The organism is Rhizobium sp. R86522, assembly GCF_042466255.1.
Classification (GTDB): Bacteria; Pseudomonadota; Alphaproteobacteria; order Rhizobiales; family Rhizobiaceae; genus Allorhizobium.
Window position 1 is genome coordinate 4314392 of sequence record NZ_JAXHBX010000001.1, and the last position, 22501, is coordinate 4336892.

Here is a 22501-nt window from a genome sequence, read left to right on the forward strand (position 1 = left end):
CTTTGACCAGTCCTTTCGCAGTTGCGAAAGGGCGATCAGAGCGCCTTCTCGAGCTCCGGCAGGGCCTCGAAGATGTCGGCGACGAGGCCGTAATCGGCAACCTGGAAGATCGGTGCTTCCTCGTCCTTGTTGATCGCGACGATGACCTTCGAGTCCTTCATTCCGGCGAGGTGCTGGATGGCACCGGAGATGCCGCAGGCGATGTAGAGCTGCGGGGCAACCACCTTGCCGGTCTGGCCAACCTGCCAGTCGTTCGGGGCATAGCCTGCATCGACGGCCGCACGAGATGCGCCGACGGCGGCACCCAGCTTGTCGGCTACAGGCAGGATCACTTCCTGGAACTTCTCCGAGGAGCCAAGCGCACGGCCACCGGAAATGATGATCTTGGCCGAGGCCAGTTCCGGACGGTCGGACGAGGACAGCGCATCGGAAACATAGCTGGATACGCCGGGGTTTGCAGCGGCAGCAATGCTTTCTACGGCAGCAGACCCACCTTCACCGGCAGCGGCGAAGGAGGCTGTGCGAACGGTGATCACCTTCTTGGGATCGGTCGACTGCACGGTCTGGATGGCGTTCCCGGCATAGATCGGACGCTTGAAGGTGTCGGCAGAGACCACTTCAGTGATTTCCGAGACCTGCATGACATCAAGCAGGGCTGCGACGCGCGGCATAACGTTTTTGCCGACCGAGGTCGCGGCCGCAATGATCGTGTCGTAGGAGCCGCCAAGCGAGACGATGAGGGCCGCGAGCGGCTCTGCAAGGTTGTTGCCGAGCGAAGCGTCGTCGGCGAGCAGCACCTTGGAGACGCCCGAGAGCTTTGCAGCCGCATCGGCGGCAGCCTTGGCGCCAGCACCGGCCACCAGCACATGCACGTCGCCACCGATCTTGGTGGCGGCCGTGAGCGCCTTCGCGGTCTGTTCGGAGACGGTCGCGTTGTCGTGTTCTGCGAGAAGAAGAATAGCCATTTTACGTTTCTCCTGTCCGTTCCGCTTACAATACGCCGGCTTCGTTCTTGAGCTTGTCGACAAGCTCTGCCACCGACTTCACCTTGATGCCCGCCTTGCGGCCACCCGGCTCCTCGGTCTTCAGAACCTTGAGGCGCGGTGCGACGTCGACGCCGAAGTCGGCCGGGGCCTTCTTGTCGAGCGGCTTCTTCTTGGCCTTCATGATATTGGGCAGCGAGGCGTAGCGCGGCTCGTTCAAACGCAGGTCGGTGGTGACGATCGCCGGGAGCTTCACGTCGATGGTCTGCAGACCGCCGTCGACTTCGCGGGTGACGGTCGCCTTGTCAGCGCCAAGCTCGAGCTTGGAGGCAAACGTCGCCTGGCCCCAGCCGAGGAGAGCCGCCAGCATCTGGCCGGTCTGGTTCGAATCGTCGTCGATCGCCTGCTTGCCGACGATGACGAGGCCCGGAGCCTCAGCCTCGACCACGCCCTTCAGGAGCTTGGCGACGGCGAGCGGCTCGACGGCTTCGTCTGTCTCGATCAGGATGCCGCGGTCAGCGCCCATGGCGAGTGCGGTGCGGATGGTTTCCTCGGCCTTGGCCGGGCCAATCGACACGATCACCACTTCTTCGGCCTTGCCGGCTTCCTTCAGCCGCAGCGCCTCCTCGACGGAGATCTCGTCGAAGGGATTCATGGACATCTTGACGTTGGCGAGCTCGACGCCGGAACCATCTGGCTTGACGCGGATCTTGACGTTGTAATCCACAACCCGCTTGACTGGGACGAGTATCTTCATGGGTTCCTCTCTTCAAATCTTCTGCCGGAAAATGCGCGCTGATGCGCTCCGCCGTTTGTCGATTGGCGACATCGATACGCATTTTTTTCCCAAACACAACGATCGATGCCGTTTGACGGACAGCAATAATTTACGTTGACGTTCACGTCAATACTTCGCCACCGCGACCTCTTGTCATCGTCCCCAGTGGGTGACCTTGCGAACCGGTTGCGATGCCGTGGTTTTTGCGCCGTTTGCGGCCTCGTCCCTGTCCCGGGCTCTCGGGTCGCCGGCCGGTCTTTGACCCCAGGGGCCGACTGTCGCGACATCCACGGTGGGCGCGGCGTGTTCGACAGCCTTGGGTGTCACGATCGCCCGATCGAAGAGCGGCACACCCGGACGTCGCAAAAAGAGCACCAGGATCGCACCGGCGATGATGCCGCCGACATGCGCGCCCCAGGAGACATTGCTGTCACCGTCGATCACCAGCATCACGAATTGCTGGCCGACCCAGAAGAGAAGCGGGATGAAGGCCGGGAGCGGCAGCGGAAAGCGCATGAAGACCAGCACCCAGACGCGCACCTTTGGGTGCAGCATCAGATAGGCCGCAACCACGCCCGATACCGCGCCCGACGCCCCGATCAGCGGCGCTTCGCTCGCCGGCATAACCAGCCCATGCACGAGCGCGCCGGCGGCCGCGCAGGCAAGGTAGAAGAACAGGAACTTGAAGTGCCCCATCGCATCCTCGACATTGTCGCCGAAGACCCAGAGGAAGAGCATGTTGGAGCCCAGATGAAGCCAGCTGCCATGCAGGAAGGAATAGGTGACATAGGTCGCCCCCTCCGGCACCAGCACCAGCCGCGGATCGAGTTCGGCAATATCGAAGGCGACGGCCGGTATGAAGCCCATGCCATAAACCCCGATCTCGTAGAGCGCCTCCGGTGCCAGTGTCGCCAGCGCATGGGTCACGACATTGGCGAGAATCAGCCCCAAGGTCACATACTGCTTGCGGATGTGCTTCAGCGCGTTTCGGTCGTGCAGGGGAATGAACATCGCGCCTCGTCGGGTTCGCCGGAGTTTGTTGGGCGGATGCTAGCGCAGGTTGGGATGCGGGGACAGGGGGGCGTACCACACAGGCAGTTCCTGCCTCCCCCTTAGCGGGGGGAGGACGGAAAATCGAAGGCTTGAGGTCCGCGCAAGCCGCCTAAACTTCAGATTTTCCAAGAGAGGGGCAAAGTTGCGCGGGCAGAAACCTCAGCAGGCCCCCTCTTGCGAAATCTGAGGTTTGCCCCTGATCGGGCCAATTCCCCGATTTCGCTTTCTCCCCCGCAAGGGGGGAGATATGTCGTCGCCTACCGGTTCTTCCCCGGCACCCAGAGAATATCCGCCCTGCCGCCATCATTCGCATGACGTGCCGCGACAAACAGAAAATCCGACAGCCGGTTCACATATTTCAGCGCCGGCTCGCCCACTTCCTCGCCGTCGAAGCGGGAGAGTTCGACCATGATGCGCTCGGCGCGGCGCGAGGTGGTGCGCGCGAGGTGCAGATAGGCTGCAGCGGGCGTGCCGCCCGGCAGGATGAAGGACTTGAGCGGATCGAGATCGGCGTTCAGCTGGTCGATTTCCTTTTCGATCCGGTCGACCTGGGCCTCGATGACGCGGAGCGGCTCGTAGGAGAGCACCTCACCGGTTTCGGGTGCTGCGAGATCCGCGCCGAGGTCGAAGAGGTCGTTCTGGATGCGCATCAGCATGGCGTCCAGTTCCGGCATCTCTCCCGTGTGGAGCCGGGCGATGCCGATCGCTGAATTCGTCTCGTCGATCGTGCCATAGGCGTCGACGCGCAGGTCGTGCTTCAGGCGGCGCGGGCCGGTCACCAGTGCCGTGGTGCCGTCATCGCCGGTGCGGGTGTAGATCTTGTTGAGCTTGACCATGGTTTCAGCGTCCCCCGCCCGTCAGCCAGAGTGTGAGCATGATCAGCGCGATCGCGATCGCCTGCAGCACGATACGGGCCTGCATCAGCTTGTTCGAGGTGTTGCCGTCGCCGCCCTTCAGCATGTTGAAGAGGCCTCGCAAGAGGACGAGGGCGACAAGCCCCATGACGATGATGGCGAGGACATAGGTGAATGTGGACATAACGTGGGATGAGCCTTTGTTCGTCGCCGGTCAGTCCAGCGAGCGCATCAGTCGATAGAAGAGGTCGGCCGGCAGCCAGCGCTTGATCAGGGCCCCCTGCTTGGCCGGCTTGGTCACGAGATAATGTGGGCGGGCACGCCGGGCGGTCAAGGCGTGGGTGAGGACTTTGTAGACGGCCTCTGGCCCGAGTTTGTGGCGGTTGACGGGGCCTGTGCCATCGAGTCGCGCCAGTTGCCGGCGGTAGTCCTCGGCATGAACCGAGTTTTCGAGGTCGATCACGCGGCGGATGTGGTGGAGCGCATTGGCGGTGAAGCGGCTTTCGATCGGGCCGGGCTCGATCAGGCTCACCTGCACGCCGGAGCCCTCAAGTTCCATGCGAAGCGTGAGCGAGAGGCCCTCGAGCGCAAACTTCGAGGCCGTATAGGCGCCGCGCCAGCGATAGGGGATGATGCCGAGGATCGAGGAGCATTGCACGATGCGGCCTGATCCTTGCGCTCGCATCGCCGGGATCACCCGGCGGGTGAGATCGTGCCAGCCGAAGAGATTGGTCTCGAACTGGATGCGAAGCGCGTCCGTCGGCAGATCCTCCACGGCGCCCGGCTGGCCATAGGCGCCATTGTTGAACAGCGCGTCGAGCCGGCCGCCGGTGCGCTCGAACACGGTCGCGACAAGGGTTTCGATGCTGGCTGTGTCGGTGTAATCCATGACGAGGGCCTCAATACCCTTCGCCTCGAGCGCGCCCAGGTCTTCCGGCTTGCGCACCGTCGCAAAGACCCGCCAGCCGTCGCGCTTGAGGGCCTCGGCACAGTAGGCGCCGATGCCGGAGGAACAACCGGTGACGATGATGCTCTTCACGGGGAAAACCTCGTTATTGCTTTGCAAACGGCGATGGGTTTCCCATATTCGGCCCCAGCCTGCAATCGTGCCCCGCGTTCTTGAGGAGACTGGATGCCGACTTTCCTGCGTATGCTCTACAAGGTCGGCTTTGACGCGTTCTGGCATTTCACCGAGGACGACGGCTGGGCGATGGCGAGCCATGTCGCGCTGTCGGCTATTCTTGCGCTTTTTCCATTCCTGATCTTCGGCACGGCGCTTGCGAGTTTCCTCGGCGCCGACCAGTTCGCCGAGACGGCGGTGCATCTGATTTTCGACACCTGGCCGGAGACCATCGCCAAGCCGCTGTCCGACCAGGTGGTGCAGGTGTTGACCATTCCGCGCGGTGGGCTTCTGACTATCTCGGTGCTGGCAGCCGCCTATTTCGCCTCGAACGGGGTGGAGGCGCTGCGCGTCTCGCTTAACCGCGCTTACCGCGTGGCGGAGACGCGGCCCTGGTATGTGACGCGGCTCGTCAGCCTCGGTTTCGTGCTGGCCGCCGTCGTCGTGCTGGCGGCGATCAGCGCGCTCCTCGTCGCCGTGCCCGTGGCGCTGGCTTATGCGGAAAAGCTCTTTCCCTTCCTCAAGGATTTTCTCGCGACCGTCGCCAACTGGCGGGTTTACGGAACCGTTCTCTTCCTCGTCCTGGCGCTCGTGGTCTTCCATCTCGGCCTGCCGGCCGGCCGGCGGCGACTGTTCGACGTTCTGCCCGGCGTGCTCCTGACGCTGGCGCTCTGGCTGGTCGGCGCGCTTCTCTTCGCCTATTACCTCGCGTCCTTCGCCGATTATGCGGCGACCTATGCCGGTCTTGCCTCGATCATGATCGTGCTGGTCTTTCTCTACATGGTCGGCGCGATCTTCATCATCGGCGCGGAGTTCAATGCGGCGCTGATGAAGTTCCGGGTGGTGCCGGTGAAGGGGACACCCGCAGGGATCTCAAATCCCGACCATGGCGCGAATATCTGACGGCGTCTTGCCCTCTGCCCTGAGCGCCGACAAGGCCGTGTCGCCGAGGCTTTTCGACAGCTTGCGGCCATCGGGCCCCAGGATCAGCCGGTGATGGTGGTAGACGGGTACGGGCAGGCCGAGCAGGGTCTGCAGCAGTCGATGGATCGAGGTCGCATGGAAGAGGTCGAGACCGCGCACGACGTTGGTCACGCCTTGGGCTGCATCATCGAACGTGACGGCCAGATGGTAACTCGAAGGCGCGTCGGAGCGCCAGAGCACGACATCGCCCCAGGCGGCCGGATCCGCCTCAATCTCGCCTGTCGGCCCATCGCCGGTTTCCTGCCAGGTGAGAGGTTTTTCGATGAGACGCTGCGCCTTGTCGATGTCGAGCCGCCAGGCATAACGTTCGACCGTTGCCAGTTTGTCGCCCCGCTCGGCCTCGGACAGCATGCGCTCCTCTGTCGGATAGAGCGGTGCGCCGTCCGGGTCGCGTGGCCAGGGGCCACCCTCGCGCTCGAAGGCTGAGACACGGGCCTTCACCTCGCCGCGGGTGAGAAATGCGGGATAGACCAGCCCCATTGCTTGCAGCCTATCGAGAGCTTCGCGATAGAGGGGAAAGTGTTCCGACTGGCGGCGGACGGGCCGTTCGAAGGGGATGCCGAGCCAGGTGAGATCGTCGATGACCGCCTGTTCGAAGTCCGGCGTGCAGCGCGTCAGGTCGATATCCTCGATGCGCAGCAGAAGGCGCCCGCCCGTTTTTCCGGCCATATCGGCGTTCAGAAAAGCACAGAGCGCATGGCCGAGATGCAGCCGGCCATTGGGGCTCGGCGCGAAACGAAAGACGGGGGCATCCTGTCCGGTGGTTTGACGATCGCGTTCGGTCATGCTTTTCCTTCGCATGAGAGTGGAATGAGGAAAAGGGGACGGATTTGACGACGATCCGATGCGAGGCCGATCTCGCTGCGGGGCTTTCCCTTTTGCTGACACGCGATCCCCGGCTCTGTCCGATCGCAGACGCTTGCGGTCCGCTGCCGCTTCGCCTGTCGCCGCCGGGATTTGCGGGGCTCGCCTCGATCATCGTCTCGCAGATGGTGTCGCGGGTCAGCGCCGACGCGATCTGGCGGCGGATGACGGCGGTCCTGGGGAACCGGCCGCTGGCGGAAGATTATCTGGCGCTCGGGCCCGAGCTGATCGGCACATTCGGCCTGTCGCGCGGCAAGGCGCAGGCGCTGGAAGAGGCCGCCAAGGCCGATCTCGGCGGACCCTTCCGGCTCGACGAGCTGGCAGAAATGCCGGCGGAGACCGCGATCGCGGCGCTGACGGGGCTCAAGGGCATCGGTCCCTGGACGGCCGAGGTTTACCTGATGTTCTGCGGCGGCCATCCGGACATCTTCCCGGTCGGCGACGTGGCGCTCAGGATCTCGGTGGGCGATGTTTTCTTCGCCGGAGAACGGCCCGCGCCGGAACTTGTGGCGGAGCTGGCTGAAGCCTGGGCGCCCGCCCGATCGGTCGCCGCAAGGCTGTTCTGGGCGCATTATGCCCGCATCACAGGCCGTACTGCCTTGCCCCGCTGAGGGCGCGCCGAGAGGTCGCAAGGCGGCTCAAAGATTCAGGCTTCACAATGCTGTAACAACGGACCTAATATAGAAGGGCAGATGCCGAATTGATCAGGAGTACCCCTTGACGATTGCAGTTTCTCCCCAGGCCCTGCCGGCGCTCGTCCTGAATGCCGACTACCGGCCACTGAGTTATTATCCCTTGTCGCTCTGGTCCTGGCAGGACGCGATCAAGGCGGTCTTCCTCGACCGTGTGAACATAATCGCCGAGTATGATCACTCCGTCTGCTCGCCGAGTTTCTCGATGCGACTGCCGAGCGTGGTCAGCCTCAAGACCTATGTTCAACCGACCCGGAATCCGGCCTTCACCCGCTTCAATGTCTTCCTGCGCGACAAGTTCGAATGCCAGTATTGCGGTTCGCCCGAGGATCTGACCTTCGACCATGTCATCCCGCGCGCCCATGGCGGCGAGACGACCTGGGAGAATGTCGTGGCCGCCTGCTCGCCGTGCAATCTGCGCAAGGGATCGAAGCTCCCCAGGCAGGCCGGCATGCATCCGCATCAGGCGCCCTACCGGCCGACGGTGCAGGACCTGCACAACAACGGCCGGCTCTTTCCGCCGAACTACCTGCACGAAAGCTGGATGGACTATCTCTACTGGGATACCGAACTGCAGCCTTGAGGTCAGGCGGCAGCGCGGCTGAAGGCGGCACGGATTGCGCCGCCTCGGATCCGCTTCAGACAGCGGGCTTGCGGAAGACGCCCCAGAGCGCAAGCGCGGCGAGGGCGGCACTCGTCAGCACATTCCAGCCGGCGAAGGACAGGCCGAGCACGCGAAGCGTCGCTTCGGTGCAGGAGGGCGCCTTGGTGGCGTTCAAGGCTTCCAGCACGTTGACGGGCGTGTCGCCACCGGTTGCGCCGATCGCGCAGGTTGACGGGCCTTCCCAGAACTTCCACTCGACGCCAGAATGGTAGATGCCCATGCCGACGCTGATCAGCATGGTGATGGCAATGGCGATCAGCAGGAGCTTCGTGACGACTGGCGGCAGGCGGAAGACGGTTGAAAGGACGGCCAGGACGCCGATTCCAATGCCGATATAGTAGGGATTACGCTGCATCAGGCAGAGCGCACAGGGGATATAGCCGCCGATATGCTCGAAGCCGAGCGCGGAGCCCACAACGAGCGCCATGCCGAAGGTAAGCAAGGCGGCAAGCGCGCCATCGGACTTCAGGGGTATTAGGATCGAGTTCATCTGCAACACTCTCACAGGGCGAATTTCACGAGGTAGAAGCCGCCGACCAGCAGCAGCATAAAAAGGGTAAAAAGAAGACCGAGATATTTCTCGATGAAGAGGCGAATGGATTCGCCATAGAGCTTCAGCAGGAAGGCTACGAGGAAGAAACGGAACGCGCGGCCAATGATGCTGACAATGGTGAAGACCAGGAAATTCAGCCCCGTGGCGCCGGAGAAGATGGTCAGGACCTTGTAGGGGAAAGGTGTGATCGCAGCAAAGAGCACCCCCCAGCCACCCCAGGTGTTGTACCAGCCCGCCACCTGTTCGAAGGCATCCTCCTTGCCGTAGAAGGCGAGGATAGGGCGTCCAATTGCCTCGAACAGGAACATGCCGATGGCATAACCGAGAAATGCACCGAGGACGGATGCGAGCGTGCAGAGGAGGGCCAGCCTGAACCAGTTGTGCCGGCGCTTGATGACCATAGGGATGAGCAGGACATCCGGCGGGATCGGAAAGAAGAAGCTTTCGATGAACGAGACGCCAGCAAGGGCCCGATCGGCGTGGCGAGTGCCGGCAAGCGACATCGTCCAATCATACATACGACGCAGCATTGAGGCTTCCGTGGGTAGATGGTTCACGGCGTTCTAGGGGGCGCATGGCTGCCTGTAAATGGTGCTGGCGCCGCGTCGGACGCGAGCGTTGAACGTTTGCGTGAAGGGATGCTCGAAAAAGGCGTTGACCGCTGCACCCCGGCTCGTATAGTCCGGCGCTGTCCATCCGACGCTCATGTGCCCCATTGGCGGAACTGGTAGACGCGCTCGACTCAAAATCGAGTTCCGAAAGGAGTGCTGGTTCGATTCCGGCATGGGGCACCACAATCTCAAAAAGGCAGAAGGCATGAGCAATACCGGCAAGAAGATCCGTATGGCGCAGCCTGTGCAGCAGGTGGTGGTGGATGCAGGCCTGTTGCCGAAGGTGCCGGCTCAGCCCGTTGCCGCCAAGGGCAAAGGCAAGCCGCAGACGGCTGCATCTCTGGCCGCGTCGCCTGTCGCCCCTGTCGAGGGCAAGCAAAAGATCAACATCGTGGCACCCGTTGCGCCGCAGGTTGCGGCCATGCGCCAGAAGCTTCGGCAGCAGTCCGTCCAGTCGCAGGTCGCGCGTATCGATGCGGCGATCGAGGCCGGTACGGTTTCGTCCGCCGATGCCAAGGCACTGGTTCTGACGCTTGCGATGAAGCGGCTCGGCGCGAAGGAGGCGGCGGAGAAGTGGTATCGCAGCCAGAAGCTCGAACCCTTCGCCGGACGGACGCCGGCGCAGATGGTGCGTGCCGGTGAGTTGAAGGCACTGGTTGCCTTGATGCGCGCAGAGGGCGCCCAAGCCAAGGGCTGACCTTTGCGGCCGGCCCGTGCGCTTCGATGTGCAGACGTTTCCGTTTTCGGGTCAGCCTATGTCCTCGCCTGGCAACCGGTTTCCCGGCCATTCCAACGTCGATCCTTCTCCCGTTTGCCGGTCGTTTACGCTGAGATGAGCGGCTTATTGTGCGCTTGCGAGATGAGTGTTAGCACTGACAGCATGACGATCCGGACACTCAGCCATGCTGCTTGAGCCGCGCGAGACCTTCGAGGCCCTGCGCCGCGACTTCCGCTGGACCATTCCCGCCGATTTCAACATCGGCCGGGCGGTCGCCGACGATTGGGCGGCGAAGTTTCCCGAGCAAGTTTGCCTGCAGCACTTTTCACCCGATGGCCGGCATCTTTCGATGACCTATGGCGAGCTTTCGGCGCAATCCTCGGCGCTGGCCGAGGCCTTGACGGAAATCGGCGTCATCAGGGGTGACCGTGTGGCGCTTCTCATGCCGCAATGCTTTGAAACGGTGATTGCGCATGTCGCGATCTACAAGATGGGCGCGATTGCCCTGCCACTTGCACTGCTCTTCGGCGAAGAGGCGCTGGAATACCGGTTGCGGGATGCGGGGGCGCGCGTGATCGTCACCAACAGTTTCGGCCTGCAGCGGCTGAAGGCCATCAAGGCGCGTCTGCCGGCGCTGCAGACGGTGATCTCGGTCGATGGGCCCGGGCCCGATGTCATCGGTTTCCGTTCGATGATCGAGGGCCGGTCCGGCCTGTTCGACATTGTCGACACAGGACCCGACACGCCGGCGCTGATGATCTACACCTCGGGCACGACGGGGCCGCCCAAGGGAGCGCTGCACGGACATCGCGTTCTGGCCGGTCACATCCCCGGTTTCCAGCTGGCGCATGACTATCTGCCACAACCGGACGACAAGGTCTGGACACCCTCCGACTGGGCCTGGGCGGGCGGGCTGCTCAACGCGCTTTTGCCGGCGCTGATGCTTGGTGTGCCGGTCGTTTCCTCGCCGGCGCAGAAATTCGATCCGCATATCGCCTTCCGGATCATGGCCGAGATGAAGGTGCGCAATGCCTTTATCCCGCCGACGGCGCTCCGGCTCCTGAAGGCGGTCGACAAGCCCCGCGAGGCCCATGATCTCGTACTGCGCAGCATCGGGTCAGCGGGCGAATCGCTGGGGCGTGAAACCTATGAATGGGTGAAGATGGCGCTCGGCATCGTGCCCAACGAGTTTTACGGCCAGACGGAGTGCAATTTCGTGCTGTCCTCGGCGGCGCATCTCGGTGTTTCCAAGGGCGGCTTCATCGGCAAGGCGGTGCCGGGGCATGAGGTGGCGATCATCGATGCCGAGGGTCGGGAATTGCCGGCCGGCGAAACCGGGCAGGTGGCGATCAAGCGACCGGATCCGGTGATGTTCCTCGGCTATTGGAACAATCCCAAGGCGACGGAGGAGAAATTCGTCGGCGACTGGATGAAGACGGGCGATCTCGGACGGCAGGACGAAGACGGCTATGTGCAGTTTTTCGGCCGCGACGATGATGTGATCACGTCGTCCGGCTATCGAATCGGACCGGCGGAGATCGAGGACTGCCTGATCGGGCACCCGGCCGTCCGGCTCGCAGCCGTCATCGGCAAACCGGATCCTCTGAGGACCGAGATCGTCAAGGCCTTCGTCGTGCTGCAGGACGGATACACGGCGCAGGCGGCCTTGTCGGCGGAGATCCGCGACTGGGTGAAGAACCGATTGTCGATGCACGAATATCCGCGCGAGGTGGAATTCGTCACCGAGCTTCCGCTGACGACCAGCGGCAAGGTGATCCGTCGGCTGTTGCGGGATCAGGAGATCGCCAAAGCCAGCTGACGGGGCAAGGATCGCTCACTGCGGTCGCGGTGATCAGCCGCCGAAACGGCGGTTCAGCACCTTGTCACGCAGGATACGGGCGATGTTGCGCGTGTTGCGGTACATATGCAGCTGTGCACCGACCTGGCGGACGTCACGATCGACATTGGTTTTCAGGCCGATCACCAGGGTGCCCATGGCTTCGCGCTCCTGCCAGAAGCGGCTCATGATCGGATGATCGGGGGCCGCACAGCTGTCGGTGCGCTCGATGTTGGCATCGTCGAGATGCCATTCGGTGAGATCCGCCATCAAGAGCTTGCCAGGCGAGAAGCGGGCGTAGCGCTCGTCATAGGCGGTCTTCCAGGTATAGGCCTCGCCGGCCATGATGAAGACGACCATGGAGGCGATCGCCTGACCGTCGAGGTCGAGCGTGTGGATACGCACGGCATCGGCCTCGGCAAGATTGGTGATGGCCTCGCGGGCAAAGGCCGCCCGCAAGCGGTCGTTGACCATGGCGGAGCGCTTGCGCCCCTTCCAGCCGCTCGCTTCCAGCGCCAGAAATTCCTCCATCCGCAGACGGATCTCTTCCGGCTGGCGCGCGACATTGTAGCTCAACGTGCCCTGCGCGGAGAGCAGCTTCGCCTGACGCCGCATCTCGCGCAGGTGGCTCTTGCTGAGCGTCGATTGCAGATAGGCGGGGCCATCCACATAGCTCTGCAGCATGGGCCGTTGATATTCGTTGGTGACGGTCAGAGGCAGGTCGCGGGCGAGCGCCACGGCACGGGCGAGCTGGGTGAAGCGTCCTTCGAGGCGCAGATCCGGAATGACGAGCACGTTGGGAAGGCGCATCTCCGGCGCCACAAGGGCATCGAACATGTTGTCGATGGTTTCCGCCGCCCCTTCGGCATCGACCAGCGGCGTGCCAAGCGGTCCGAAGGGATTGGCCCAGACTCGAATGATCGAGGGACCGACGGAGAAGCCTGGCTTTTCGATCGAGAAGGGAAAGAGAAGGCGCAGGCGCGAACGGCGCTCGTCCTCGTCGCGAATGACGGCGAAACGCACCTGGCGCTCCTCCAGCCGCGGCATGGCCGGGGCGAGGAAGCGCGGGGCGAAGAAGACATTTGCTTCCATCACCCGATAGGTCAGGTAGTCGAGTTCGTCCTGAAGCTCGTAGCCCATCTGGCTCGGATAGACGCTCAGACGACGGCCGGGGCGGCCGGTCGCGACCTCCGTCTCCGCCGCGGGCTTTACGCGGGCACCGGCAAGGCTGCCGACCAGGCGGTTGGCGCCGCTGTTCATGCTCTCGTCGTAGATGCTGTCGGTCATGGGCGGACGGCCTCCGTGGGGGGCGTCAGGGCATGCGGATCGGCAAAGGCGAAGACGACGATCCCGAGTGCGCGGCGGACCGCGATATGTAGCAGCATGGCTTCCACGACCATGGCCGTGGCGGTCGCTGTGGCAGCGCCGGCCAGACCCCAGGCGGGGATCAGCGTGATATTGAGGCCGATATTGCAGGCAAGAGCCACCGCATAGACGGCGACGCAGAGCTGCTGGCGCCCGGCCATGGTCAGGAGCATTTCGGCCGGGCCGACCAAGGCCTTCGCCATATTGCCGGCAAAGAGGATCACCATCAACAGGTATCCGGCGGTAAAGGCTGAGCCGAAGAGACCGAGCAGCATGTCGCCGAGCATCAGGACGACGACGCCGACGGCCAGCGAGGGCCAGAAGCTCCAGCGCGCGGCCGTTCCCGCAAAACCGGCGAGGCCCTGGCTGTTTCCCTCGGCCATCAGGGTCGAGAAACGTGGTGTGGCTCCGGCTTTCACGGCGAAGAAGACGAATTGCATGAGTGCCATGGTCTTTGCTGCAGCGAAATAGACGGCGACCTGGTCCGGCGGCAGGTATAGGCCGACGACGATGACATCGGAATTGGTGAGGAGAAAGCCGAACCCCTCGATGAAGAAGATCGGCAGGGCTACCTTGAACCAGCCGGCGAAATCGATCTTGCGATCGCCACGGTCGTAGCGGTTCAAAAGGCGTCGATCTACGAGCAGGAACTGGCCGAGGGTCGTGAGATAGGTTGCGGCAAGTGCTGCCTGCATGGCGGTGACCGCGGTTGCGGGCGCGCCCCCGCTGACGGCAAGAAGCATGAAGGCGAGGATCAGGGCGGGGCGGACGATATAGGTGGGGCTCAAGCCGAGCACGGCCCAGCGATTGGCCCGGGCGGTGCCGTCGAGCACATCGCCGAGGGCGATCATCGGCAGGGCGAAGACGGCAAGGAAGAGCGGCACGAGGTAATAGTGCTCGATGCCGCTGCCGAAGAAATGCAGGGCCGTGATGCCGGCAAGTGCCAGGATACTGGCGCTCGTCATGGCAAAGAGGCGTGCGGTGGAGGTCAAGCCGCGGATCTTGGCATCGGCCTTGTCCTGGTCGTATTGCGGCAGGAAGCGGATGACGGCGGTGTGGAAGCCGAGGCAGGAGAAATTGCCGGCGAGAACGACCAGAACCCAGACGAAGACGAAAATGCCGTATTCGAATTCGCCCATCAGGCGGGCCTGGATGATCTGCGAAATGAAGGCGATGGCGGCGCTGACGACGCGGATGGCAAAGGCGATCGCGGCCATGCGCTGGGCGCGGGCCGTCTCGTCTTCAGCGCGGAGCGCGCGCACCAGACGCGGGCCCGCGGGCAACCATTTTTCCGCTGTTTCCAGAACAGTCATCGGTACGGACGCAATACTTCTCGCTGGGTCGGGTATGGCCTCCAGTGATGACAGATCAGGGTTAACGAAGTGTGGTGATGCTGCCTTGCGGCCGCCCGTCGTCCCGGGTCTCGCCGGACATCGGTACGCCGTTGAAGAGGAAAAGTGCCAGGGGCGAGCGCCGGATCAGCCGGTGGAGACCAAAGGAGAGGAAGAAGGTCGTGAGGCAGATCAGGAGGAACTCCACGACCGGCGGCCATTCCGCCAGGATGAAGAGCGCCGCAAGCGCGTAGATGATCGGGTGGTGCAGCAGATAGATGCTGAAGGAGGCGTCGACGATGCGGTCGATGCGCGGTTCCGGGCGGTTCCAGAAGCGTTCGGCGATGCCGATGAGAAAGAGGCTCAGGAGGATCGCGGCCGCGCCGTCGAGCGCGTTGTAGGCGATGCCCCCATCGCCGGCTTCCGCCCCGCGCAGCGCTGCAGCAAGGATCGCGGCGACCACGCCGAATGCCGGAAGGCCAGCCCCCTTCGTCCAGACGAGTGCCTGGCGGATCTCCGGCGAGGCTCGCAGGACGGCGCCGATCAGGAAGAATGGCAGGTAGCGGAGATAGGGATCGATGCCATGGGCGAGCAGATAGGGAAGGGCACCCTGGCGCGTCAGCATGTCCTGATGCGAGAGGTGGATCATCACCTCCCATGCTGCCGTCGCGATGATCAGGAATACGAGCGCCAGCCTTGGGCGCGTCCACCAGTGCACTTCGGTCTGCTTGATGACACGATCAAGTCGTGCGAACCGCCGTCCGGCCGTGAGAAGCACCAATATCCCGCTGTAGGCGAGGAGCGCTGGCAGGAACCAGAGATGCATGATCCAGTTGGCACCGGGATGGACGAGATCCCGGCCGACCTGATCGAGCGCCGTCGACATCGAGCTTGCGCCGAGAAGGGCGCTTTCGAGGTCGATCACGGCAATCTGGATCGGCGCGAGCAGCACCAGCCCGGTGAGGAAGGGGATGCCGAGGCGAATGAGCCGACCGCGGAGCCAGGCTGCGGGCTGGCGCCTCTCCAGCATCATCGCCGCGAAGTAGCCTGCGACCATGAAAAAGGCGGGCATGCGGAAGGTCACGAGCACGCCGCTCAGGAAGGTCAGGATCTCGCTCTTTTCGGGGGACTGTATGTCCCAGAGGACGCGGGCATTGTAGGCCATGGCGGCGTGGTAGGGGATGCCGAGAAGCATCAGGAAGGCGCGCAGCCAATCCCACTGGTGCTCCCGCGCTGTCATAGCCGACATCAAGCCCTCCAAAGGAAAAGGGGAACCGGGCCGTTTGGCGCGGTTCCCCTTTTGTCAGAGGCTAAAAGCGAAAGGTTGAGAAAGCCTCAAGCCCTCGCGGTCACGCTTCGAGCGCGCCGTGGCAGTGCTTGAACTTCTTGCCGGAGCCGCAGGGGCAGGGCTCGTTACGACCGACGGTGCCCCAGCTCTTCGGATCCTGGGGGTCGCGGTCGCCGGCGGGAACGGCAGAGCCTTCGCCGACATCGTCCTCGCCGGTGGTGGCGTCGATGTGGTGGGCCTGCATCGGCGGCGGGGTCGGGGCCTGGGGCGGATCACGGACCAGTTCGACGCGTGACATCTGCATGGTCACGGCATCGCGCAGGTTGGCGAGCAGGGCCTGGAAGAGCTCGAAGGCTTCGGCCTTGTATTCCTGCAGCGGGTCGCGCTGGGCGTAGCCGCGGAAGCCGACGACCGAGCGCAGGTGGTCGAGGTTGACGATGTGTTCGCGCCATAGGTTGTCGATGGTCTGCAGCACGACGGAGCGCTCGACATAGGTCATCAATTCGGCACCGAAGCGCTCGGCCTTGTCGGCATAGGCCTTGTCGGCAGCTTCCATGATGCGGTTGTAGATGTCGTCCTCGGCGATGCCTTCCTCGGCGGCCCAGGCATCGATCGGCAGGTCGAGATTGAGGGTGGTCGCGACCTTCTGCTTGAGGCCGGCGACATCCCACTGCTCGGCATAGGCGTTCGGGGGCACATGGATGCCGACCATGGTCTCGATGACTTCGTGGCGCATGTCGGTGACGGTCGCCGAGACATCGGTCGCGTCCATCAGCTCGATGCGCTGCTCGAAGATCACCTTGCGCTGGTCGTTGATGACGTCGTCATACTTCAGAAGGTTCTTGCGGATGTCGAAGTTGCGGGCTTCGACCTTCTTCTGGGCGCGTTCCAGCGCCTTGTTGATCCAGGGGTGGACGATCGCTTCGCCATCCTTCAGACCGAGCTTCTGCAGCATGCTGTCCATACGGTCAGAGCCGAAGATGCGCATGAGGTCGTCCTGGAGCGACAGGTAGAACTTCGACCGGCCCGGGTCACCCTGACGGCCGGAACGTCCGCGCAGCTGGTTGTCGATGCGGCGGCTTTCGTGACGCTCGGTGGCGATCACATAGAGACCGCCGGCTTCGAGCGCCTTCTGCTTGAGGGCCGCGATCTCAGCCTTTATGGCTTCTGTCTTCGCATCGCGCTCCGGACCCGGCTCGATCTCGGCCAGTTCGTGTTCGAGGCGCATGTCGAGGTTGCCGCCGAGCTGGATGTCGGTGCCGCGGCCGGCCATGTTGGTGGCAATGGTCACGGCGCCGGGAACGCCGGCCTGGGAGACGATATAGGCTTCCTGCTCGTGGTAGCGGGCGTTGAGGACCTTGAAGTCCTTGAAGCCCGACTGGCTCAGCATGTTGGCGAGCAGTTCGGACTTTTCGATCGAGGTGGTGCCGACCAGAACCGGCTGGTTGCGTTCGCTGGCGGCCTTGATCTCCTCGATGATCGCCTTGAACTTTTCCTCGACGGTCCGGTAGACCTCGTCATCCTCGTCGATACGCTTGATCGGCAGGTTGGTCGGAACTTCCAGGACATCGAGACCGTAGATGTTGGCGAATTCTTCCGCTTCGGTTGCTGCCGTACCGGTCATGCCGGCGAGCTTCTTGTACATGCGGAAATAGTTCTGGAAGGTGATCGAGGCGAGCGTCTGGTTCTCGGGCTGGATCTGCACCTTTTCCTTGGCTTCGAGCGCCTGGTGCTGGCCTTCCGAATAGCGGCGGCCCGGCATCATGCGGCCGGTGAATTCGTCGATGATGACGATCTCGTCGTTGCGGACGATGTAGTCCTTGTCGCGCTGGAACAGCTTGTGGGCCTTCAGCGCGTTGTTGATGTGGTGGACGATCGCAACGTTTTCGACGTCGTAGAGGCTCTCGCCCTTCAGGAGGCCTGCCTCGCGAAGCAGATTTTCGAGCTTCTCTGTGCCGACTTCCGAGAAGTTGGCCGCGCGCTGCTTTTCGTCGATCTCGTAGTCTTCTTCCGACAGGAGCGGGATGAAAGCGTCGATGGTGTTGTAGAGATCCGAGCGGTCGTCGAGTGGGCCGGAGATGATCAGCGGCGTGCGGGCTTCGTCGACCAGGATCGAGTCCACTTCGTCGACGATCGCGAAGTTGTGGCCACGCTGCACCATCTGGCCGCGCTCGTACTTCATGTTGTCGCGCAGATAGTCGAAGCCGAGTTCGTTGTTGGTCGCATAGGTGACGTCGCAGGCATAGGCAGCGCGGCGTTCATCGTCGGAGAGACCATGGACGATGACGCCAGTGGTCAGCCCGAGGAAGCCGTACATCTTCGCCATGGTCGCGGCGTCACGGCGGGCGAGGTAGTCGTTGACGGTGACGACGTGGACACCCTTGCCCTCGAGGGCGTTCAGGTAGACGGCAAGTGTCGCGACCAGCGTCTTGCCTTCGCCCGTCTTCATTTCGGCAATCGAATTGTCGTTGAGGATCATGCCGCCGATCAGCTGAACGTCGAAGGGACGCATGCCGAGCGCACGACGGGCACCTTCACGGGCGACGGCGAAGGCGGGTACCAGGATATCGTCCAGCGTCTTGCCGGCGGCCAGCTCTGCCCGGAACTCGGCCGTCTTGGCGGCGAGCTGTTCGTCGGTCAGCGCCTTCACCTTCTCTTCGAGGGCTGCGATCTGAGCAACGCGGGGGTTATAGGATTTCACGCGACGGTCGTTCGACGATCCGAAGATTTTGCGCGCAAGTCCACCAAGACTGACCATATCGATGGTCCTTTCTGACCTTCGTCATATCGTTGACGTACCTTTCGAACCACCATTAGCGAGGACGAATAGGCACAAGGCGCCCTGAAACTACTCTGGACGCGAGGTTGCGTGACAGATAAGAGGGGGGTCGAATGATGTCAACGGCGCAGGCTGGTGCCAAATCCCCTCGGTCGCCGGGCATCTGACAATCTTTTGCCCAATTCGAACGGTCTTGAAACGGTTCACCATCCGAAAGGTCTTTCATGCTTCGCCTCAACAAAATCGTGCTTGCCGCCTGCGTTTCCCTCTCGGCCCTCACCGGTGCGGCTTTCGCCCAGGACGCCACTGTCGTTGCAAAGGTCGGTGATCTCGAGATCACCCAGTCCGAACTCGATCTGGCGATCGCCAACCTCGATCCGCAGCTCGCACAGCTTCCCGATGAGCAGAAGAAGGTCGCTGCCCTTTCCGGTGCAATCGACGTCAAGCTGCTTGCGGCAAACGCGACCGCCGCCGGTCTGCAGGACGATCCTGAATACAAGCGCCGCATGGCCTTCATCGCCGAGCGCGAGCTGCATAACGCCTTCTTCAAGAAGAATGTTGTCGACGCTGTCACGGAAGACGAAGTGAAGGCGCGCTACGAGAAGGAAATCGCAGCGCTTCCGAAGCAGGAAGAAGTGCGCGCCCGCCACATCCTGGTGAAGACCGAGGAAGAGGCCAAGCAGATCATTGCCGATCTCGATGCCGGCAAGGACTTCATCGAAATCGCCAAGGAAAAGTCGACAGACCCGAACAAGACGGAAGGTGGCGACCTCGGCTACTTCTCCAAGGGCCGCATGGTCCCCGAGTTTGAAGAAGTGGCGTTCTCGCTCGAAAAGGGCACTTACACGAAGACCCCGGTTCAGACCCAGTTCGGCTTCCACGTGATCCTTCTCGAAGACAAGCGCGATGCTCCGCCGCCGGCCTTCGAAGCCGTCGAGCAGCAGGTTCGCCAGCTCGTGATGCGCGACAAGTATCTCGAGCTGATCGAAAAGGCGAAGACCGAGCAGAAGATCGAGATCGTCGACGAAGCCCTGCGCAAGGGCTACGAAGAAGCCAACACGGCAGAGCAGCAGTAAGCTCTTCCCTAATCGTTGTTTGTTCCAAGGCCCGCAGTTTGCGGGCCTTCCATTACGGGCCGCGCCATGTCTTCCAGCATTTCTCCTCTCGCTCCGAAAACCTATGCCGACATGCCTGTGATCCGCGGTGTGCGGATGGCGACCGCGGCTGCGGGCATCAAGTACAAGAACCGCACCGATGTGCTGTTGATGGCCTTTGACGAACCGGCCTCGGTCGCGGGCGTCTTTACCAAATCCAAGTGCCCTTCGGCTCCGGTCGATTTCTGCCGGCAGAACCTTTCGCATGGCGTGGCGCGCGGCGTCGTCGTCAATTCCGGCAATGCCAATGCCTTCACCGGGGTAAAGGGCAAGGCTGCGACAGAGCTGACGGCGAAGTCGGCAGCGGCAGCATTGGGCTGCGGGGAGAACGAGATCTATCTCGCCTCGACGGGTGTCATCGGCGAACCGCTGGATGCGACCAAATTTTCCGGCGTCCTCGAGCAGATGGCGACAGATGCGACCGGTGATTTCTGGTTCGAGGCGGCCAAGGCGATCATGACCACGGATACCTATCCGAAGGTCGCGACGCGCAGCGCCCAGATCGATGGCGTGACTGTTACGATCAACGGGATCGCCAAGGGTGCCGGCATGATCGCGCCCGACATGGCGACGATGCTCTCCTTCGTCGTAACGGATGCGGATATCGCGCCGGCGGCCCTTCAGGGTCTCCTGTCTGCAGGCGTCGAGCCGAGCTTCAATTCCATCACCGTTGACAGCGATACATCGACCTCGGACACGCTGATGCTGTTTGCGACCGGTGCCGCATCGGCGGATGGTCAGGCGAAGATCGAGGGGGCAGATGATGCCCGTCTCGGCGACTTCCGGGCGGCGCTGAACGATCTCCTCAAGGATCTGGCGCTGCAGGTTGTGCGTGACGGTGAAGGTGCCCGCAAGATGGTGGAGATCACCGTCAAGGGGGCCGAAAACGATCTTGCGGCCAAGAAGATCGCGATGTCGATCGCCAATTCGCCGCTGGTCAAGACGGCGGTGGCCGGTGAAGATGCCAATTGGGGTCGTATCGTGATGGCGGTCGGCAAGTCCGGTGAAATGGCCGATCGTGATCGGCTGGCGATCTGGTTTGGCGATGTGCGCGTAGCGGTCAATGGCGAGCGTGATCCGGCCTATTCGGAAGAGGCGACCACGGCCGTCATGGAACGGGAAGACATTCCGGTTACCGTCGATATCGGTCTTGGTTCCGGCACGGCCACGGTCTGGACCTGCGATTTGACAAAGGAATATGTCGCCATCAATGGCGACTATCGGAGCTGACGTCTGAATGCATGCAATGGTAAGTGATCCCAACCTGCCGCTCGTCCGGCGCCTCGAAGCGGTGGGTTTTCGGGCCTGGCCGGCAAGCAGCGTCGTCTATGATGGAAGCTGGCAGGTGCGCCTGACTGGGGGACATCCCGGCAAGCGGTTGAATTGTGTCGTGCCGCTCGATCCCTCGGATAGCCGCGATATCGCGCTGCGCATCGAAAAGGCCGGCAAGCGTTTCGAGGCGCATGGGCGACCGCTTCTGGTGCGGCAGACGCCGCTTTCGCCGAAGCCGCTGATCGACTTTCTGGCGTCCGATGGCTGGGAATGCTTCGAGGAGGTCGTGACAATGACCGGCGATCTCGGGCGCATGACCTTCCCGGATACTCTCGACCATCTGCCGACCCAGGATGTCGGGCGTTATGTCGATGCCGATATCGCGGTGCATGGCAGCGATCCGGGTTTGAAGGCAGCGCTCGCTGAGATCCTTGGAAACATCAAGCCGTCGTCGGGCCTTTTCGTGATCGAGGATGCCGTCAAGGGACCGCTTGCGGCGGCTCTGTGCGTTCAGGACAATGATCTCGCGGGCATCATGTCGCTTGCTGTCCGTCCCGATCACCGTCGACAGGGGTTCGGTATCGAGATCCTGAGTTCTGCACTGCGCTGGGCCCGCATGCGCGGTGCGCGCACCGCCTGGCTGCAGGTGGTTGCCGACAACACGGAAGCGATGGCGCTCTACACGAAGATGGGCTTCGAGGAAGCCTATCGCTATGCCTATTGGCGGAAAGCGTCTGCATGAGCGATGTGAAGATGCCCATCCTGCTGGTCGCGGCCTGTGCACTCGTCGATACCGACAACCGCATCCTGCTCGCACAGCGCCCCGAGGGGAAGTCGCTGGCCGGTCTCTGGGAATTTCCCGGCGGCAAGGTCGAGGCTGGCGAGACGCCTGAGGAAAGCCTGGTGCGCGAACTCGAGGAGGAGCTCGGGATCAAGACCAAGGTAGCTTGCCTCGCGCCTCTGACTTTTGCGAGCCACACCTACGAGACGTTTCATCTGCTGATGCCGCTCTATATCTGCCGTCGCTACGAGGGCATTCCGCAGGGGCGGGAAGGGCAGGCAATCAAGTGGGTCAAGGCCAAGGCGCTTCGCGAGTATCCGATGCCGCCGGCGGACGAGCCGCTCATTCCGGTTCTCCAGGACCTTCTCTGAGAAAAGCCTGATTCAAGCCGCGTCGTTAATCAAAAGTTTATAACCCTGACCGCAATATACACTCTGTTCATGCGTCGGATACGTGTGTGGAGCGTAATATGGTAAACGAGGATTTCTGGAAGGCCGCACGGTCCCGAGAGCGGTCTTCGGTCAAAACGGGCAGGACCGGGGTCTTGAATATCGCGTTGCTTTTCGGCACGGCTGCGATCGCCCTTTCGCTTGTCTTGACGCCCATGCTCGCCTCCAAGACCGACCGCAAGACGCTCGCTTTTCAGCCTGACGAATTCGACATGATTACCACCGGATCGATCCCCAAGGACGAGAGCGGCAAACGGTATACGATCCGCCGCAGCGTGCTTCAGGAGACGCCGGGTTCCGTCTGCATCATCGACGGCTACGGCTCCGGCCAGGCCTGCTAATTCCCATCGGCCGGGGCGGGGGCAACCATC

General features: G+C 62.7%; 23 protein-coding genes and 1 tRNA gene. 11 read left to right on the forward strand and 13 right to left on the reverse strand.

Annotated elements, in window-relative coordinates; genetic code table 11:
- Window positions 1–35 precede the first annotated feature (35 nt).
- The 6 genes from SJY08_RS20855 to SJY08_RS20880 all read right to left on the reverse strand — a co-directional run bounded on the left by SJY08_RS20855 (window position 36) and on the right by SJY08_RS20880 (window position 4707).
- The gene (locus tag SJY08_RS20855; protein WP_153763151.1) at window positions 36–965 is read right to left on the reverse strand and encodes an electron transfer flavoprotein subunit alpha/FixB family protein; all 930 of its coding nucleotides are present in this window, start codon (window positions 963–965) and stop codon (window positions 36–38) included.
- Between the two features lie 25 nt (window positions 966–990).
- Window positions 991–1740 carry an electron transfer flavoprotein subunit beta/FixA family protein gene (locus SJY08_RS20860; RefSeq protein WP_054149923.1) on the reverse strand — a complete coding sequence of 250 codons (750 nt, stop codon included), beginning with the start codon at window positions 1738–1740 and terminating at the stop codon, window positions 991–993.
- A gap of 174 nt (window positions 1741–1914) precedes the next feature.
- Window positions 1915–2772, reverse strand: coding sequence for a rhomboid family intramembrane serine protease (locus SJY08_RS20865; RefSeq protein WP_300888523.1), 858 nt, complete (start codon window positions 2770–2772; stop codon window positions 1915–1917).
- A 299-nt stretch (window positions 2773–3071) separates the two neighbouring features.
- Entirely contained in the window at window positions 3072–3650 is a 579-nt protein-coding gene (locus tag SJY08_RS20870) for a cob(I)yrinic acid a,c-diamide adenosyltransferase (RefSeq protein WP_153763149.1), read from the reverse strand.
- A gap of 4 nt (window positions 3651–3654) precedes the next feature.
- Complete coding sequence (locus SJY08_RS20875) at window positions 3655–3852, reverse strand: twin transmembrane helix small protein (RefSeq protein WP_006728764.1); 198 nt, start codon at window positions 3850–3852, stop codon at window positions 3655–3657.
- 30 nt (window positions 3853–3882) lie between these two features.
- Window positions 3883–4707 (reverse strand): SDR family oxidoreductase, encoded by an 825-nt coding sequence (locus SJY08_RS20880; RefSeq protein ID WP_377278023.1) that lies wholly within the window; start codon window positions 4705–4707, stop codon window positions 3883–3885.
- Between the two features lie 93 nt (window positions 4708–4800).
- Here SJY08_RS20880 and SJY08_RS20885 point away from each other — a divergent pair, with 93 nt between their 5' ends.
- The gene (locus SJY08_RS20885) at window positions 4801–5691 is read left to right on the forward strand and encodes a YihY/virulence factor BrkB family protein (RefSeq protein ID WP_377278025.1); all 891 of its coding nucleotides are present in this window, start codon (window positions 4801–4803) and stop codon (window positions 5689–5691) included.
- Here the strand turns inward: SJY08_RS20885 and gluQRS are convergent.
- A complete protein-coding gene (gluQRS, locus tag SJY08_RS20890) occupies window positions 5662–6558 on the reverse strand; it encodes a tRNA glutamyl-Q(34) synthetase GluQRS (RefSeq protein WP_377278027.1) in 897 nt (298 codons plus the stop codon). The genes SJY08_RS20885 and gluQRS overlap by 30 nt on opposite strands.
- A gap of 44 nt (window positions 6559–6602) precedes the next feature.
- On the opposite strand from gluQRS, the gene SJY08_RS20895 reads away from it, so the two are divergent.
- The gene (locus tag SJY08_RS20895) at window positions 6603–7247 is read left to right on the forward strand and encodes a DNA-3-methyladenine glycosylase family protein (protein ID WP_377278029.1); all 645 of its coding nucleotides are present in this window, start codon (window positions 6603–6605) and stop codon (window positions 7245–7247) included.
- A 106-nt stretch (window positions 7248–7353) separates the two neighbouring features.
- On the forward strand, window positions 7354–7911 hold the full coding sequence (locus SJY08_RS20900) for an HNH endonuclease (protein ID WP_377278031.1): 558 nt from the start codon (window positions 7354–7356) through the stop codon (window positions 7909–7911).
- A 55-nt stretch (window positions 7912–7966) separates the two neighbouring features.
- Here SJY08_RS20900 and SJY08_RS20905 read toward each other — a convergent pair whose 3' ends face one another.
- Together SJY08_RS20905 and SJY08_RS20910 are read right to left on the reverse strand one after the other, a co-directional pair.
- A complete protein-coding gene (locus SJY08_RS20905) occupies window positions 7967–8482 on the reverse strand; it encodes a disulfide bond formation protein B (protein ID WP_054149930.1) in 516 nt (171 codons plus the stop codon).
- A gap of 11 nt (window positions 8483–8493) precedes the next feature.
- Complete coding sequence (locus tag SJY08_RS20910; RefSeq protein WP_377278034.1) at window positions 8494–9075, reverse strand: YqaA family protein; 582 nt, start codon at window positions 9073–9075, stop codon at window positions 8494–8496.
- A gap of 179 nt (window positions 9076–9254) precedes the next feature.
- Between SJY08_RS20910 and SJY08_RS20915 the strand changes: the two genes are divergently transcribed.
- The 3 genes from SJY08_RS20915 (at window position 9255) to SJY08_RS20925 (ending at window position 11693) form a co-directional block, all read left to right on the forward strand.
- A tRNA-Leu gene (locus SJY08_RS20915) sits at window positions 9255–9339 on the forward strand.
- Window positions 9340–9361: 22 nt separating this feature from the next.
- A complete protein-coding gene (locus SJY08_RS20920) occupies window positions 9362–9853 on the forward strand; it encodes a hypothetical protein (RefSeq protein ID WP_210166418.1) in 492 nt (163 codons plus the stop codon).
- 205 nt (window positions 9854–10058) lie between these two features.
- On the forward strand, window positions 10059–11693 hold the full coding sequence (locus SJY08_RS20925) for an AMP-binding protein (protein ID WP_377278036.1): 1635 nt from the start codon (window positions 10059–10061) through the stop codon (window positions 11691–11693).
- A gap of 33 nt (window positions 11694–11726) precedes the next feature.
- Here the strand turns inward: SJY08_RS20925 and SJY08_RS20930 are convergent, their stop codons facing one another.
- The 4 genes from SJY08_RS20930 to secA all read right to left on the reverse strand — a co-directional run bounded on the left by SJY08_RS20930 (window position 11727) and on the right by secA (window position 18453).
- On the reverse strand, window positions 11727–12998 hold the full coding sequence (locus tag SJY08_RS20930; RefSeq protein ID WP_153763143.1) for a GNAT family N-acetyltransferase: 1272 nt from the start codon (window positions 12996–12998) through the stop codon (window positions 11727–11729).
- Window positions 12995–14389 (reverse strand): lipopolysaccharide biosynthesis protein, encoded by a 1395-nt coding sequence (locus SJY08_RS20935; RefSeq protein WP_377278038.1) that lies wholly within the window; start codon window positions 14387–14389, stop codon window positions 12995–12997. The genes SJY08_RS20930 and SJY08_RS20935 overlap by 4 nt, the downstream gene beginning before the upstream one ends.
- A gap of 61 nt (window positions 14390–14450) precedes the next feature.
- A complete protein-coding gene (locus tag SJY08_RS20940) occupies window positions 14451–15656 on the reverse strand; it encodes an acyltransferase family protein (protein ID WP_377278040.1) in 1206 nt (401 codons plus the stop codon).
- A gap of 100 nt (window positions 15657–15756) precedes the next feature.
- Complete coding sequence (gene secA, locus SJY08_RS20945) at window positions 15757–18453, reverse strand: preprotein translocase subunit SecA (protein ID WP_377278042.1); 2697 nt, start codon at window positions 18451–18453, stop codon at window positions 15757–15759.
- 245 nt (window positions 18454–18698) lie between these two features.
- Between secA and SJY08_RS20950 the strand changes: the two genes are divergently transcribed.
- The 5 genes from SJY08_RS20950 (at window position 18699) to SJY08_RS20970 (ending at window position 22471) form a co-directional block, all read left to right on the forward strand.
- Window positions 18699–19550 carry a peptidylprolyl isomerase gene (locus tag SJY08_RS20950; RefSeq protein ID WP_069042942.1) on the forward strand — a complete coding sequence of 284 codons (852 nt, stop codon included), beginning with the start codon at window positions 18699–18701 and terminating at the stop codon, window positions 19548–19550.
- Window positions 19551–19616: 66 nt separating this feature from the next.
- The gene (gene argJ, locus SJY08_RS20955; protein WP_377278044.1) at window positions 19617–20858 is read left to right on the forward strand and encodes a bifunctional glutamate N-acetyltransferase/amino-acid acetyltransferase ArgJ; all 1242 of its coding nucleotides are present in this window, start codon (window positions 19617–19619) and stop codon (window positions 20856–20858) included.
- Window positions 20859–20865: 7 nt separating this feature from the next.
- Window positions 20866–21642: a GNAT family N-acetyltransferase gene (locus SJY08_RS20960; RefSeq protein WP_377278046.1), complete on the forward strand. Its 777-nt coding sequence runs from the start codon at window positions 20866–20868 to the stop codon at window positions 21640–21642.
- Window positions 21639–22052, forward strand: a complete 414-nt coding sequence (gene mutT / locus SJY08_RS20965) for an 8-oxo-dGTP diphosphatase MutT (protein WP_377278048.1) — start codon at window positions 21639–21641, stop codon at window positions 22050–22052. The genes SJY08_RS20960 and mutT overlap by 4 nt, the downstream gene beginning before the upstream one ends.
- 98 nt (window positions 22053–22150) lie before the next feature.
- The gene (locus SJY08_RS20970; protein WP_054149941.1) at window positions 22151–22471 is read left to right on the forward strand and encodes a hypothetical protein; all 321 of its coding nucleotides are present in this window, start codon (window positions 22151–22153) and stop codon (window positions 22469–22471) included.
- Window positions 22472–22501 lie beyond the last annotated feature (30 nt).